Annotated in this window: 13 protein-coding genes; 3 read left to right on the top strand and 10 right to left on the bottom strand. The window is 68.6% G+C overall.

Annotated elements, in window-relative coordinates:
- Positions 1 to 7: 7 nt before the first annotated feature.
- From MNR01_RS16545 to MNR01_RS16510, 8 genes are all read right to left on the bottom strand, one after another.
- The gene (locus MNR01_RS16545) at positions 8 to 1,261 is read right to left on the bottom strand and encodes a crosslink repair DNA glycosylase YcaQ family protein (protein WP_241918808.1); all 1,254 of its coding nucleotides are present in this window, start codon (positions 1,259 to 1,261) and stop codon (positions 8 to 10) included.
- Positions 1,262 to 1,271: 10 nt separating this feature from the next.
- Complete coding sequence (gene hutG / locus MNR01_RS16540) at positions 1,272 to 2,060, bottom strand: N-formylglutamate deformylase (RefSeq protein ID WP_241918807.1); 789 nt, start codon at positions 2,058 to 2,060, stop codon at positions 1,272 to 1,274.
- A gap of 52 nt (positions 2,061 to 2,112) precedes the next feature.
- Positions 2,113 to 3,477 (bottom strand): glutathione-disulfide reductase, encoded by a 1,365-nt coding sequence (gorA, locus tag MNR01_RS16535; RefSeq protein WP_241918806.1) that lies wholly within the window; start codon positions 3,475 to 3,477, stop codon positions 2,113 to 2,115.
- Positions 3,474 to 4,730, bottom strand: coding sequence for an FAD-dependent oxidoreductase (locus MNR01_RS16530; RefSeq protein WP_241918805.1), 1,257 nt, complete (start codon positions 4,728 to 4,730; stop codon positions 3,474 to 3,476). Before MNR01_RS16530 ends, gorA begins: the two co-directional genes overlap by 4 nt.
- An 84-nt stretch (positions 4,731 to 4,814) precedes the next feature.
- A complete protein-coding gene (locus tag MNR01_RS16525; protein ID WP_241918804.1) occupies positions 4,815 to 6,056 on the bottom strand; it encodes a DUF418 domain-containing protein in 1,242 nt (413 codons plus the stop codon).
- Positions 6,053 to 7,771: a D-aminoacylase gene (locus MNR01_RS16520; RefSeq protein WP_241918803.1), complete on the bottom strand. Its 1,719-nt coding sequence runs from the start codon at positions 7,769 to 7,771 to the stop codon at positions 6,053 to 6,055. The genes MNR01_RS16525 and MNR01_RS16520 overlap by 4 nt, the downstream gene beginning before the upstream one ends.
- An 11-nt stretch (positions 7,772 to 7,782) precedes the next feature.
- On the bottom strand, positions 7,783 to 9,696 hold the full coding sequence (locus tag MNR01_RS16515) for a serine hydrolase domain-containing protein (RefSeq protein ID WP_241918802.1): 1,914 nt from the start codon (positions 9,694 to 9,696) through the stop codon (positions 7,783 to 7,785).
- 320 nt (positions 9,697 to 10,016) lie between these two features.
- Complete coding sequence (locus tag MNR01_RS16510) at positions 10,017 to 10,496, bottom strand: peptidylprolyl isomerase (RefSeq protein ID WP_241918801.1); 480 nt, start codon at positions 10,494 to 10,496, stop codon at positions 10,017 to 10,019.
- 86 nt (positions 10,497 to 10,582) lie between these two features.
- On the opposite strand from MNR01_RS16510, the gene MNR01_RS16505 reads away from it, so the two are divergent.
- Together MNR01_RS16505 and MNR01_RS16500 are read left to right on the top strand one after the other, a co-directional pair.
- Positions 10,583 to 11,143, top strand: a complete 561-nt coding sequence (locus tag MNR01_RS16505) for a C40 family peptidase (protein WP_241918800.1) — start codon at positions 10,583 to 10,585, stop codon at positions 11,141 to 11,143.
- Between the two features lie 252 nt (positions 11,144 to 11,395).
- Positions 11,396 to 11,983, top strand: coding sequence for a C40 family peptidase (locus tag MNR01_RS16500; RefSeq protein ID WP_241920662.1), 588 nt, complete (start codon positions 11,396 to 11,398; stop codon positions 11,981 to 11,983).
- A 284-nt stretch (positions 11,984 to 12,267) separates the two neighbouring features.
- Here MNR01_RS16500 and MNR01_RS16495 read toward each other — a convergent pair whose 3' ends face one another.
- Together MNR01_RS16495 and MNR01_RS16490 are read right to left on the bottom strand one after the other, a co-directional pair.
- Positions 12,268 to 12,768: a hotdog domain-containing protein gene (locus MNR01_RS16495; protein ID WP_241918799.1), complete on the bottom strand. Its 501-nt coding sequence runs from the start codon at positions 12,766 to 12,768 to the stop codon at positions 12,268 to 12,270.
- On the bottom strand, positions 12,765 to 13,373 hold the full coding sequence (locus MNR01_RS16490) for an NAD(P)H-dependent oxidoreductase (protein WP_241918798.1): 609 nt from the start codon (positions 13,371 to 13,373) through the stop codon (positions 12,765 to 12,767). The genes MNR01_RS16495 and MNR01_RS16490 overlap by 4 nt, the downstream gene beginning before the upstream one ends.
- A 41-nt stretch (positions 13,374 to 13,414) precedes the next feature.
- Here MNR01_RS16490 and MNR01_RS16485 point away from each other — a divergent pair, with 41 nt between their 5' ends.
- Positions 13,415 to 13,912 carry a hypothetical protein gene (locus MNR01_RS16485; protein WP_241918797.1) on the top strand — a complete coding sequence of 166 codons (498 nt, stop codon included), beginning with the start codon at positions 13,415 to 13,417 and terminating at the stop codon, positions 13,910 to 13,912.
- Positions 13,913 to 13,966: the final 54 nt, after the last annotated feature.

Here is a 13,966-nt window from a genome sequence, read left to right as displayed (position 1 = left end):
GTGCGCATCAGCGCATCGCGGCCAGCTGCGCCCTGAGCATCCGCGCGAACGAAGCCGGGCGACAACGCCCCAGCGCCACCCGCGGAGTCGCGTGCCAGCGCGCGCAGTCGTCGATGGCACGGGCCACGGACTGCGCCAGCGAATCGTCGGCGGCGATGCCGTCTTCCAGGTAAAGCGCCTTGACCTCGAACACGCCCTCGCGCCGGTGCGCCTTGGCGTCGAGGCGGCCGACCAGGCGGCCGCCAACCAGGATCGGCAGCACGAAGTAGCCGTAGCGGCGCTTCGGTTCCGGTGTGTAGCACTCCAGCGTGTAGTCGAAGCCGAAGAACTCGCTGGCGCGCTCGCGATCCCAGACCACCGGATCGAACGGCGACAGCAGCGTGGCATGGGTGGCGCGCAAGCGACCGGCGCTGGCCATCGCCAGCTGCGGCGCCAGGTCGCGATGCACGTAGCCCGGAGCCTGCCAGCCCTTGACCTCCACCCGCAGCAAGGCGCCCTCTTCGACCAGTCCGTCGAGGTCGCTGTCGCGCAGGCGCGGACGCAGGCGGTAGTAGTCGGCAATCCAGCGGGCCTGGGCGATGCCGAGTGCGCGCACCGACTTGAGCAGCAGCTCGCGCCGGGCCAGGTCGGTGGCCACCACGGCGTTGTCCCAGTCCGGTTGCACCTGGCCGATCACGCGTTCGGCGAGGTCGTAGACGCGGTGGAAGTTCTCGCGCCGGCTCACCATCAGATCACCCAGGGCGAACGCGGTTTCCAGCCACAGCTTCTCGTCCTTCCACTGCCACCAGCCGCCACCGCTGCCGCTGCCGGCTTCCCGCTCGAAATCGGCCGCCTTGACCGCGCCGCGCTCACGCACGTGCGCGAGCAGCAGTGCGATGTCCGCGCCGTGCTCGGCTTGCCGGTGGCGGGCATTGCGGATGGCCCAGTGATGGGCGCGGTGATCGATCGCGCTGCGCAGCAACGTGTAGTCAGCCGATGGCGCGAAGCAGGCCTCGTGGGCCCAGGTCTCGAAGATGTCACGCTGCGCCAGCAGCTCCTCCAGCCACTGCGCCGGGTAGGCACCCACGCGCGAGAACAGCACCAGGTACGGGCTGCGTGCCACGACGTGGATGGTGTCGATCTGCAGCAGTTGCATGCGCGCAATGGCCGCGAGCAGGTCGGCCTTGCCGGCGCGCCGGCGCGGACGCGTGGCCAGGCCCTGCGCGGCCAGGTGCAGCGCGCGCGCCTGTGCCGGCGCCAGCGCCGCAGCGGCGCCGGTCACGCCGTCGCCTTCATGGCTTCAGCGTGGCCTGCAACAGGGACGTCAGCAGCTTGCGCAGGTGCGCGGCCTTGCCGGCGTCGTAGGCGAAGCTGTCCTCGTCCATGTAGTTGCGCTGGCTGATCTCCATCTGCACGGCGTCGATACCGCGCGCCGGCTCGCCGTAGTGGCGAGTGATGTAGCCGCCCTTGAAGCGGCCGTTGACCACGAAGTCGTATTCGTCCTGCGAGGCCAGCACCGATTCGAGCCGGTGCTGCAGCGCCGGGGCGCAACTGGCGCCGGCGGACGTGCCCAGGTTGAGGTCCGGCAACCGGCCCTCGAACAGGAACGGCAGATCGCTGCCGCGGATCGAATGCCCCTCCCACAGCACCACGCTGCCGTGCTGGCCGTGGATGCGGTCGAGCTCGGCACGCAGTGCTTCGTGGTACGGGCGCCAATAGGTGTCCACGCGCTGGGCGACTTCGGCAGGCGGCGGCGCCTGCCCTTCCCGGTACACCGGTTCGCCACTGAACTGCACGGCCGGGCACAGACCGGTGGTGTTCTGGCCGGGGTACAGCGAGGTGTCGTCGGACGGACGGTTGAGGTCGACGACGTAGCGCGAATGGCGTGGAACGATGATCGACGCGCCAAGCTCGCGGGCGAAGTCGTAGAGGATCGACACGTGCCAGTCGGTATCGGGTGCCACGCGCGCGCGTTCGGTCATGCGCGCCGCCAGCTCCTGCGGGATGTGGCTGCCGTCGTGCGGCAGGCTGACCAGCAGCGGCGCGGTGCCGCGATGCAGGGTGTAGATGTCGTCGTTCATTTCCGCTCGCTCATATCCAGTGCGTCTGACATGTCCAGTGCGTGGGCGCTTGTCAGCGCATCAGCACCACTTCTTCGGCGCTGGTCGGGTGGATGGCCACGGTGTCGCGCAGGTCCTGCAGGGTGATGCCGCGCTTGAGGGCGACGGCGAAGCCCTGCAGCATCTCGTCGGCGGCCTCGCCCATCAGGTGGATGCCGACCACGCGGCGCTCTTCGCCCACGCAGACCAGCTTGAACAGGCTGCGCTGCGGCACGTCGGCGAGCGCGTACAGCATCGGCCGGAACGCGGCGCGATAGACATGCACCGCGTCGGCACCGTGCTCGGCGCGGGCCTGGGCCTCGGTCAACCCGACCTGGCCAAACGGCGGATGCGAGAACACCACGGTCGGGATGTCGCGCTGGTCGAGGACGTCCTGGCTGCCGGCAAAGACGCGGTCCATCAGGCGACGCGCGGCGGCGATGGCAACCGGCGTCAACTGTGCGTTGGCAGTGATGTCGCCGACGGCGTACACGCCCTCGACGCTGGTTTCATGGCGCTCGTTGACCGCGATGCAACCATCGGCATCGGTGGCGACACCCACGACCTCCAGGCCCAGGCGCTCGCTGTTGGGGCGGCGCCCGGTGGCAAACAGCAATGCATCGAAGCGATCGCTGGCACTGCCATCGGCACCACGCAGGCGTACACCGCCGCTGTCCTGCTCGACCGCAACCAGGCGCTGGTCGAAATGCAGGCGCACGCCGGACTGGCGATAGTCCTCGGTCAGTTGTTCGACCACTTCATGATCGAACTCCCTGAGCAGATGCGGACCGCGCACGTACATCTCGACCCGGCTGCCCAGCGCCTGCAGGACGCCGGCCAGTTCCACCGCGATGTAGCCGCCGCCGATGATTGCCACGCGCTCGGGCGCGGCGCGCCACTGGAAGAAATCATCGGACACGCCGCCCAGGTGGGCGCCGGGAATGTCCGGCCGCTCCGGGCGCCCGCCGGTAGCGATCAGCAGGTGGCGGGCACGCAGGCGCGTGCCGTTCTCGCATTCGACCGTGCACGCGTCGACCAGGTGCGCGCGCATCGGCGCGAGCACGATGCCCGCCGCGTCCAGGCGGCGCCGGTAGCTGGCGTGGATGCCTTCGATGTAGCGCTCGCGGTGGACGATGAACTCCGGCCAGTTCAGCGGTGCAGGTTGCACCGGCAGGCCGAGCGTCGGCGCGAGCTTGAGCCTGGACGCCATTTCCGCGGCCAGCCACATCGCCTTCTTCGGCACGCAGCCGACATTGACGCAGGTGCCGCCCAGCAGATGCGGCTCGAGCAGGGCCACGCGCGCACCATGTTCGGCGGCGCGGAAGGCGCCTGCCAGTCCACCGGATCCGCCCCCGATCACGATGAGGTCGAATTCGCTGGTGGCAGGCCGGGTGTTCATTCGAATCGCTCGATGCGGAAGGGCGCAGGATCGATCGCCGGATCACGCCCGGCGATCAGGTCGGCGACCAGCTGGCCGGTCGCCGAGCTCATGCTGACGCCCATCATGCCGTGACCGGTCGCCAACCAGATGTGATCACGACCTGGCACCTGGCCGATGATCGGGACGTCGTCGCAGCTCATCGGGCGCCAGCCGAACCACTGTTCCTGCTTCTGCGCGCCGACCGGTTCATGCAGGTACTCGCCCGCGCCGCGCTCCAGCGCGGCCAGGCGGCGCGGATTGAGGCTGTCGTCGAAGCCGCTGAATTCCATGGTACTGCCGAGGCGATAGCCGCTGCCCCACGCCGTCACGCAGACCTGGCGCTCGCGCAGCACGAGTGGCCGCTTCGGCACCAGGGCCGGCGATGAATAGGTGATCGAGTAACCCTTGCCCGGTTGCATGGCCCGCTTCAGTGCTGGCGCACCGATGGCATCGGCCAGTTTCGCCGACCACGCACCCAGCGCCATGACCACGTCGCCCGCCAGCAGACGGCCCTGCGCGGTGGTCACGCGCACGCCGCGCTGCCCAGCCACGGCGCCGACGAATGCACAGTCCTCGACGATGGTGCCGCCGCGTGCGCGGACCACGCGCGCCAGCTCGGCGACATACCGGTCCGGACGCAGCACCGCGTCGCCGTTGAAACGGATCGCGCCGGCCAGGCCGGGCTTGAGCGCCGGCTCGATCGCCTCGTAGGCGCGGCCGTCGACGATCTCGACCGAAACACCCAGCTCGCGTAGCAGGCCAACCTCTTCGAGGGTGTGCTCGAAATAGTCCTGGGTGCGGAAGATGTAGTCCTCGCCGGACGGTGCGAACTCGCACGCCAGCGAATACTGCTCGACCCATTGCGCCAGCCGCGCGCGCGAGTCGTTGAGGATCGCCGACTTGGCCACCGCGCTGGCACGCCAGTCGCGCTCGTTGCAGCGCAGGGCGAAGCGCAGCAGCCACGACCACAGGCGCGGATCGAAGCGCGGTCGCACGTACAGCGGCGCATCCGGGGTCAGCATCCAGCGCAGCGCCTTGAGCACCACGCCGGGCGCGGCCAGCGGCGGCGCATGGCTGGGCGTGATCGTGCCGCAATTGCCGTGCGAGCTGCCGCCGCCGATGCGGCCGGCATCGATCACACGCACACTCCGGCCAGTTTCGAGCAGGGCCAGGGCGCAGGCCAGGCCGATCACGCCGGCGCCGACGATCAGTACATCTTCGCGTTGTTCCATGGAGGCAAGTTTAGACGCTTGGGTCGGCTCGGCCATCAGACAAAGGTCTTCTCGATTGTTGCGTTCGGGTGCCTGGTGCGGTGCTCAGCGCGCCCGCATCGGCGGAACCTGCCGGTAGGTCCACGCTCGCCACAGCCATTCCACCGGCCCGTGGCGGAAGTGCGCCAGCCAGATCCGGCTGAGCAGCACCTGCAGGACGAACACCGCGACCACGCCGGCAACCTGCCAGCGCCGCGGCACAGAGCCCCACAGGCCCAGTCCATGACCATAGAACAGCCAGGTACCGACCAGGGACTGCAGCAGATAGTTACTCAGCGCCATCCGCCCCAGCGGCGCGAGCGGGGCCAGCAGGCGCGCGCCGAACGCCGTCTGCAGCGCAGCGACGACCAGGGCCAGGTAGCCCAGGCTGAGCAGCGGACTGGCGGCCAGCATCAGGGCCATCGCCAGCATCGCGCGCGCACCCTGCTCCTTCCAGTCCAGGTGCACGGTCACCGCGGCACTGAGCAGCGCCAGCACCACGCCGACCGGCAGCGCAAGGTGGCGCAGGCGCCGGTACAGCGCGGCATGATCCGACGGTTGCGCGATCGCGCCGCTGCGCAGCAACCAGGCGCCGATCAGGAAGATGCCGACGGCGAAGCACTCGAACACCAGCATTTCCGGGATGTGGGTCAGCAGGTAACGCGCACGGACCACGGTCGCCTGCCACCAGGTGCCGTCGGAATAGGCGGCGATCTCCGCCGCGCGCGCGGCCTGCTCACGGGCCTCCTGCGCCAGATCGACGTGGTCGCCGGACGACAGTCCGGACGACTGCAGCGCGAGCATGACCGCGGCCATCATCAGCAGCCCCAGCACCGGCGCACCGTACAGAAGTGCACCCCATTGGCCCTGCCGCCGTGGCGACGCATCGCGGAACAGCAACAACAGCAGGGCGCCGATGGCGTAGGTGACCAGGATGTCACCGGCCCAGATCGCCAGCGCATGCACCAGACCGATCACCAGCAGGCCGAGGCTGCGGCGCACGTACAGGCGGGTGAACCCGCCGCCCGCTGCCTGCGTACGCGCGCCCATCACCGCGAAACCCATGCCGAACAGCAGAGAGAACAGGATCCAGAACTTGCCCTGCACGAACACGTAGATCAGCCACGACAGTGCGTGGTCGAGCCCGGTCTGCGACGGATCGACGCCGTTGCCGACATCGGCCAGCGGCCGGCCGAAGTACTCGACATTCATCAGCGCGATGCCCAGCAGGGCAATGCCGCGCAGGACGTCCAGCGCGTGCAGGCGTTGGCGCGCTGCAACCGGCGCCAGCGGTGCCGCTTCGGTCATGGACGTCCCTGTGCGGCGCCCTGCCAGCCCGGCCCGCGCACCACGCGTCCCGGCTTGGCACCGGTGTGTTCGCCGGCGCGCAGCACCTGCACGCCGTTGACGAACACATCGCTGACCCCGGTCGCGTACTGCTGCGGCTTGGCGAACGTGGCGTGGTCGCGGATCGTCGCCGGATCGAACACGGCGATGTCGGCGTAGCAGCCGACGGCGAGGCAACCGCGGTCCTTCAGTTTCCAGTTGCGCGCAGGCAGGCCGGTCAGGCGGAAGACTGCCTGCTCCAGCGGCATCAGCTTCTGCTCGCGCACGTAGTGGCCGAGGAAGCGGGCGAAGTTGCCGTAGGCGCGCGGGTGCGTGCTGGACTTGAGGAACACGCCTTCCGGCGCCGACGACTCGGCGTCCGAGCCCAGGCTTACCCACGGCTGGCGCAGGCCCAGTTCGACGTTGTCCTCGCTCATCAGGAAGTAGGCGGTGTCCACCCGCGAGTCGTCCTCGACGATCAGATCGACCACCGTGTCCTCGGCCGGTGTGCCACGACGCTTGGCGACTTCCGCCAGGGTCAGGCCGGTGAGCGGCTTGAGCTTGTCGCTCTTGAATCCGATGAACTGCACGCGTTCGGGCGAGCCGGCCTGCAGGCGCAGGTTTTCCCACTTGCCGTCGCTGCGTTTCATCTCGGCGATGACGCGGGCGCGCGTGGCGGGATCCTTCAGGCGACGGATCATCGCGTCATGGCCACCGTCCTGCACCCACGGCGGCAGGCTCGCGCTCAGGCCGGTGGCACCGGCGGTGTAGGCGTACATGTTGGCGGCGATGTCGACGCCCTGCCCGCGCGCGCCGTCGATCCTGGAGATGGCCTCGGCCATCTTCGGCCAGTTGCCCTGCCCGGCCGCCTTGAGGTGGTAGACCTCGACGTGCTGGCCGCTGGCGCGACCGATCGCGATTGTCTCGTCGAGGGCCTCGAGCATGCCGTTGGCCTCGCTGCGCATGTGCGCGACGTAGCCGCCGCCGGTTTCGGCGGCCGCCTGCGTCAGCGCGATCAGCTCGTCGGTGCGCGCATAGAACCCCGGCGGATAGATCAGCGAGCTGCCAACGCCGAGTGCACCTTCGCGCATCGCCTGGCGCACCTGGTCCTGCATCCGCGCCAGTTGCTGCGCGTCGGGCTGGACATCGGCCTCGCCCAGTTCGTGGATGCGCACCGTGGCGGCACCGACGAAGGAGGCGACGTTCGGCGTGATGCCGCGATGCTCGAGGTACTCGAGGTACTGGCCGAGCGTCGTCCACTCGATCGGATAGCGGATGTCGCCCTGCTGCTTGATGGCCTCGGTCTTCATCGCCGGCGTCAGCGGTCCCATCGACCAGCCTTCGCCGAAGATTTCCAGGGTCACGCCCTGGCGCGTATCGGCCTGGCCGCGGCCGTCGGCGATCAGCGATTCGGTGGCCCAGCTGAGCACGTTGATGAAGCCCGGCGTGACGGCCTGGCCGTGCGCGTCGAGTTCCTGCTTGGCCTGCGCGGACGTGCCGGGCGCAAGGAGCGCAACGACGCGGTCACCGCGCACGGCGACATCGACCCGCCTGGCCGGCGCACCGCTGCCGTCGAAGACCTGGCCGTGGCGGATCAGCAGGTCATAGCGGGGAACATCCGGCGGCGCCGACCCGCTGCACCCAGCCAGGGCGAGGGAAAGCGCAATCGAACCGGCAATCACGGACGCACGCAGCATCGGCAGTCTCCTCAGAGTTTCCAGCCCACCATGTTCCAGGACCACATCAGCACGGCGGCGAAGGCGAAGATCGCCACCGCGCTGGTGTGCCGCAGCTTGCGCCAGAAGCCCCAGGTGCGCGCGCGCCATGCCGGCCACAGCTGGACGATGCACACCAGCGTCAGCAGCATCACCGGCAGCGCCCACCACAGGGCCAGTCGCAACGGCACGCCCGGGTAGCTGAACATCAGGCCATTGCCGCCCTGGACGATGCCGAAGGCAGCCACCGCCAGCAGCACCGCCAGCACCAGCCACGCCGCCGCTGCGACATACAGCCATTGCGCACTGCGAATGGCGCCCATCGTCTCGCCGTTGCGCCGCTTCCAGCGCCGCATCCAGGCACCGGTGATGATGGCCAGCGCGGTCAGCGCCGCCAGCACGATCATCGCGATCAGCAGTTGCGAATCGTCGAGGGTGCCGGCGCGGTCGTAGACGTCATGGCCGCCGGGGCTGACGAAGCCGGTGACCGCACCGTCCTGGCCGACGAGAAAGGCCAGCCGTCCCGGCCCCTGCAGGGCGCGGAACACATTCGGCTTCTCCTCGACCCAGCGCGAGCTTTCGCCGCCGCTGGTCAGGGTCAGGTAGCCATCGTCGGTGACGGCGACGGTGGCGTCGCTGGCCAGCAGCAGCTTCTCGAAGCCGAGGAACGGCCGGCGCTCGCCCAGGTACTTGCCGGCGTAGGCCTGGCCGCGCTCGGCGAAGTCTTTTGGCGGCGCCGGCAGCGCGGCGTCACGGGCACGCGGGAAGTAGCGCTGCAGCAGCAGCTGCGGCAGTTCCGCGGCAAGGCGCACGCCGTTGTCGGTGTTGGTCGAGACGAACACACCGAAACCCAGTTCCGGCACCGCGACCAGGTTGGAATGGAAGTACATCGTCGCGCCGCCGTGCTCCAGGCTCTGCACCTGGCCGTAGCGCTTGCGGAAGAAGCCATAGGCGAAGCCGGTGGCGTCGGGCGCATTGCGGAACAGCGGTTCGCCTTCCAGGCGCGCGAATGCCTCAGCCGGGACGATGCGACGGCCGTCGAGTTCGCCGCGGTTGACCAGCATGGTCAGGTAGCGCGCCATGTCGGCGGCATTGCTCGATACGCTGCCGGCCGGCGCGATCTGCGCGATGTATTCGAACGGCTCACTGCTGTAGCCGCCGCCTTCGCGCTTGAAGCCCTGCGACCACAGCCCCTGGAAACGGGCATCGGCGTTGCGCGGGTCGCCCTGGCCGAGTGGCTCGCGGAAGGTGGTCAGCTGCATGCCCATCGGCTCGAACAGGTCGCGTTCGGCCAGCGTTTCGAAGGAGACGTCGTTGACCCGGGCCAGCACCGCACCGAGCAGCGCCAGCGAGTAGTTCGAGTAGACCGCATGCGTGCCCGGCGGTCGCACCCGGGCCGGACGGTGGTTGAGCAGGTAGTCGTGCAGGGTCAGCGAGTTTTCGGGCGTACTGGCGAACAGGTGACCGAGGGCAATGTCCTCGTAGCCGGCGCTGTGGGTGAGCAGGTGTCGGACCAGCACCGGCGGATAGCCGTCGTCGGGAAGGTGCAGGTCGGCCGGAAGGTAGTCGTTTACCGGAGCATCGAGCGACAGCTTGCCGGCATCGATGAGCTTGAGCGCTTCCAGGTAGGTGAAGGTCTTGGACACCGAGCCGACGCGGAACAGCGTGCGCGCAGGATCGACATCGCGATGCGGCGACTGCCCGGCCATGCCGTAGCCGCGCAGCAGCAGCGGACCCTGCTGGTCAACCACGGCAACGGTGACGCCGGCGATGCCGAGCCGGCGCATGTAGCCTTCGACCACACCATCGACGTAGGCCGACAGGTCGGCGGCATCGACCACGCGCGGCGGTGGCAGCGCGAGTGCATCGGCGGCCAGGGCTGACGTATCGGAGGGAGCCGCAGGCAAGGCGCCTTGCGGCGGAGCAGCGTTTGCGATCGCGACCCCGGAAATCGCCAGAGCCAGCGCGACTGCCCGCGCCCAGTGCAAGCCAGTTGCCGCCATTGACGCGCCCCTCCCCAGGAGAAGCGCCGATTAAAGCATGGGCATGGGGTGGTGCGTGCGGTTCGAAAAGCAACGTCCATGGATCCCCGCCATCGCGGGGATGACGTGACGCGGCGGGTCGAGCAATGGCCTGGGTCCGGCGTTCGCCGGGACGACGGTGAAGTTGCAAACAAGAACGGCCCGCTTGCGCGGGCCGTCTGCTCTCCCTGGCGGAACCCAGTGGATCAGTGCTGATGACCACCTTCACCGTGGACGTGACCGTGCTCGACCTCTTCCGCCGAAGCCTCACGCACTTCCACGATCTCGATCGAGAAATGCAGATCCTTGCCCGCCATCGGATGGTTCAGATCGACATCGACCACGCTCATGCCGACCTTCTGGATGGTGACAGCGCGCGGACCGAAATTGGTCGGCAGCACCGCCTGCATGCCCGGCTCCAGGCGAGCACCCTGGAAGTGCTTCTTCGGCACGCGCTGGGTCAGACCCTCGCGACGCTCGCCATAGGCATCGACCGCAGCGACATCGACTTCGAACTTGTCGCCGGCCACGTGGCCTTCCATCGCCTTCTCCAGGCCCGGGATGATGTTGCCGTGGCCAATCAGGATCGCCAGCGGCTCGCGGCCTTCCGAACTTTCAAGCGTCTCCTGGCCCTGCTCGGAAACGGAGTAATGGAAAAGGACGACGCGATCTTTCTCGATGTTCATTGCAGGGGGCTCGACATGGAATGCCACCGATACGGCAGCTGGGGGCGGCGACGGCTTGACCGTCGGCAACATGAACGGCCAAGCTAATGGCCGTGACGAAAGCGCGGCATTATCCCGGCAACACCGCCCCCGCGCCACTGCGCGGACCGCGGACCATTTCCCTCGTGCTGCTGTGCCTGGCCCTCGCCGCCTGCGGTGGCGGCCACGAAGCCGTGCGCCAGTCGCGGCCCCCGGCACGGGCCTGGCCGGCCGTCCAGCCCGAGGACCCGGTCGCCGCCAACGCGGTGCTGATGCGCGCGATCAGCCTGGTCGGCACGCCCTACCGCTACGGCGGCAACTCCCCGGAAGGCGGCTTCGACTGCAGCGGCCTGGTCAACTACGTCTACCGCGACATGCTCGACCTGCGCCTGCCCCGCACCTCGCGCGACCTCGCCAGCTTCCAGGGCCCGCGCATCGTCCCCGAGCGCCTCGCCGCCGGCGACCTGGTGTTCTTTGGCCAGGGCGGCAATGTCAGCCACGTCGGCATCTACGTCGGTGAAGGCCGCTTCGTGCATGCGCCCAGCACCGGTGGCACGGTCCGCCTGGACACCCTCGATGGCAGCTACTGGCGCGACCACTACAGCGGCGCCAAGCGTGTGCTGAACTAGGCCGTTCGGCCGAATTTCTGAACAGGGACATGGGCTTAGTAGTGGCACGATTTGTGACTGCCCACAGGTCGTTTAACGTTTCCATAACGAAATTTGAACCCAATCCACGGGTTTGGCAGGCATGATCCCCCGGGTCGACGACTTCGTGATGACCGCGTGACGCTCAACCTGCCCTGCACCGGCCAAGCCGCCGTAACCCTCCGCCGCCCCTTCCGGGTGTGCGTGCAATTCCTCTTCTCCGCCGTGCTGGCCATGCTGGCCGTGCCGGCGCTGGCCCAGCAGATGCCGTCGTCGTCGCTGGCCGCCGATTCCGCCGATGCACCGGCCGCCGCCACCAGCACGATGCTGCCGGAGGCCATGGGCCTGTCCGATCGCGCCCTGCTGCTGGCCACCGACCTCAACCGCCTGTTCGCCCCGGGCGGCGTCGACGCCGCCGCGTCGGTGCCGACGGCCCAGCAGGGCAAGATCGCCACCGTCCTGCAGCGCGCAATGGCCCTGCTGGGCACCCCGTACCGCTGGGGCGGCACCGACCCGAACAAGGGCTTCGACTGCAGCGGCCTGGTCGGCTACGTATTCCAGAACGCCCTGGGCATCGACCTGCCGCGCGTCTCGCGCGAAATGGCCAAGAGCGGCGAACTGGTCACCGACCGCGCCAAGCTCAGCGCCGGCGACCTGGTGTTCTTCGGCCGTCGCGGCCGCGTCGACCACGTCGGCATCTACGTCGGCGAAGGCCGCTTCGTGCACGCCCCCAGCCGCGGCAAGGACGTCCAGGTGTCGAGCATGGACACCGGCTACTGGAGCGGCAAGTTCATGCAGGCACGGCGCCTCGACGGCATCTGAGCCAAGCGACAGCACCGCTTCCGAAAGGCCGCCCCAGGGCGGCCTTTTTCGTTCGCGGGAATGACGGTCAAAGCCCGAAGACCGTGCAAACAATTGCCGGAGCGTCGTCCGGCGGGTGGGGGATTGCTCCGCAGCGGGACATGGATGTCCCGCGCCCCGCATTCGGACAGGATGTCCGACTAAGGGGCGGAGCAATCCCCCAGCCGGCGGACGGCGCCCTTCCGACACCTCAGCGCCAAACGTCCAAACGTCCAAACGTCCGAACGTCCAAACGTCCAAAACGCTCAGATCTCCGCTGCCGCCCTGCTCAGCTCGTTCATCGTCGCCTCGATGCCCTTGCTCAGCTCCATCACCTTGAGCGCGTACTCGCCCAGATGCCGGTCGACATCATTGACCGGCGTCCATGGCGGCACCGGCGTCGGCTTGCCGTCGGCACCGTCGAGCGCGACGAAGACGATCACGCAGTGGGTGCACAAGCGATCTTCCTCGGGCCCTTCCATCGGATCGCGCGCCTTCACATCGACCGCGAAATGCATGCTGGTCGTGCCCGTGTGCACCAGCTTCGTGTGCACCGTGACCATGTCGGAAATGCGGATCGGCGCGACGAAACGGATCCCGCCCACCGCCACCGTCACACTGTACGTTCCCGCCCAACCGACCGCCGCCGCATAACCGGCCTGATCGATCCACTTCATCACCACGCCACCGTGGACCTTGCCACCGTAGTTGACGTCGGATGGCTCGGCGAGGAAACGCAGGTTCAGTTCACGCTGTCTACCGCTCATGGCTGGGCTCCGCTGGAGGACTCGTTGAGGGTTGCCCGCAGGTGGCGCACCACGGCATTGGCCACACCGTGCACACCGTTCCTGAGTCGATCGTCGCTGAGGATGCCGTAGTCGGGCAGCTTGTCGGCGGCCTGTCCGACCGCCACCTGCTGCGGCACGACAAGCAGCCCCAGTTTGGCAAGCGCGTCACGCAACACCAGCAGCGAACGCAGTCCACCCAGCGGACCGGGCGATGCCGACACGATGCCCGCAACCTTGTCCTGGAACAGCGCGACACCGGACCCGCCCGCATCGGTCGGCCGCGAGATCCAGTCGAGCGTGTTCTTCACCAGCGCCGGCATCGACCCGTTGTACTCCGGCGTGCTGATCAGCAACCCGTCGTGGCGCGCCATCAACGCCTGCAACTGGCGCACCGCCTCCGGCATACCCGCCGATTCGATGTCGCCGTCGTAGACCGGCAGCGAATAGTCGCGCAGCTCGATCAGGGTCACGTCGGCCCCGGCAGCGCGCGCGCCCTCGGCCAACACATGGATCAGGCGCCGGTTGTAGGAACCCTGGCGCAGGCTTCCGGCAAAGGCGAGCAGGCGGGGAACAGCAGCAGGCATTCCTGGCTCCGTGAAGCGAATCGGTCGGCGGAAGGTCGATTATGCGCGGCACGCGTGAGCTTGCGGCATGGCCGCGCGCGGGCGATCCTCGCGGCCAGGCAATCGAGGGCAACACCATGGGGCGGACGATCCTGGGCATGCTGGTCGGCGTAGTGGTCGCCGTGGCGGTGATCATGCTGGTGGAAATGCTGGGCCACTCGGCCTATCCGCCACCGGCGGGCCTGGACATCACCGATCCGGCCAACGAGGCCGCCTTCGCCGCCTTCATCGCGCAGATGCCGCCCGGCGCCAAGGCCATGGTGCTGCTGGCCTGGCTGCTGGGCACCTTCACCGGCGCCCTGGTCGGGGCGAAGATCGCCCGCCACCAGACCGCCGCCGCGCTGCTGGTCGCGCTGGTCGTGATCTCGGGGGTGCTCGGCATGATCCTGAAGTTCCCGCACCCGGGCTGGCTGTCGGTGTGCGGCCTGGTGCTGCCGATTCCGACGGCACTGCTGGCGGTGCGGCTGGTGTACCGGCGGACCACCCTGCCAAGGGTGTAGGCCACGACTCGACACAACGGGTGAACATCAGCACATATCGAACGCGGCGAAATC

It is taken from the genome of Lysobacter sp. S4-A87 (assembly GCF_022637455.1).
Classification (GTDB): domain Bacteria; phylum Pseudomonadota; class Gammaproteobacteria; order Xanthomonadales; family Xanthomonadaceae; genus Lysobacter_J.
The sequence above is the reverse complement of the archived record's forward strand: the minus strand, read 5'-3'. Positions and strand labels throughout refer to the sequence as shown.

Coding starts and splice junctions, on each gene's coding strand:
- hutG (WP_241918807.1), bottom strand. CDS start 2,060: ATGAACGACGACATCTACACCCTGCATCGCGGCACCGCGCCGCTGCTG.
- gorA (WP_241918806.1), bottom strand. CDS start 3,477: ATGAACACCCGGCCTGCCACCAGCGAATTCGACCTCATCGTGATCGGG.
- MNR01_RS16530 (WP_241918805.1), bottom strand. CDS start 4,730: ATGGAACAACGCGAAGATGTACTGATCGTCGGCGCCGGCGTGATCGGC.
- MNR01_RS16525 (WP_241918804.1), bottom strand. CDS start 6,056: ATGACCGAAGCGGCACCGCTGGCGCCGGTTGCAGCGCGCCAACGCCTG.
- MNR01_RS16520 (WP_241918803.1), bottom strand. CDS start 7,771: ATGCTGCGTGCGTCCGTGATTGCCGGTTCGATTGCGCTTTCCCTCGCC.
- MNR01_RS16510 (WP_241918801.1), bottom strand. CDS start 10,496: ATGAACATCGAGAAAGATCGCGTCGTCCTTTTCCATTACTCCGTTTCC.
- MNR01_RS16505 (WP_241918800.1), top strand. CDS start 10,583: ATGGCCGTGACGAAAGCGCGGCATTATCCCGGCAACACCGCCCCCGCG.
- MNR01_RS16500 (WP_241920662.1), top strand. CDS start 11,396: ATGCTGGCCGTGCCGGCGCTGGCCCAGCAGATGCCGTCGTCGTCGCTG.
- MNR01_RS16495 (WP_241918799.1), bottom strand. CDS start 12,768: ATGAGCGGTAGACAGCGTGAACTGAACCTGCGTTTCCTCGCCGAGCCA.
- MNR01_RS16490 (WP_241918798.1), bottom strand. CDS start 13,373: ATGCCTGCTGCTGTTCCCCGCCTGCTCGCCTTTGCCGGAAGCCTGCGC.
- MNR01_RS16485 (WP_241918797.1), top strand. CDS start 13,415: ATGCGCGGCACGCGTGAGCTTGCGGCATGGCCGCGCGCGGGCGATCCT.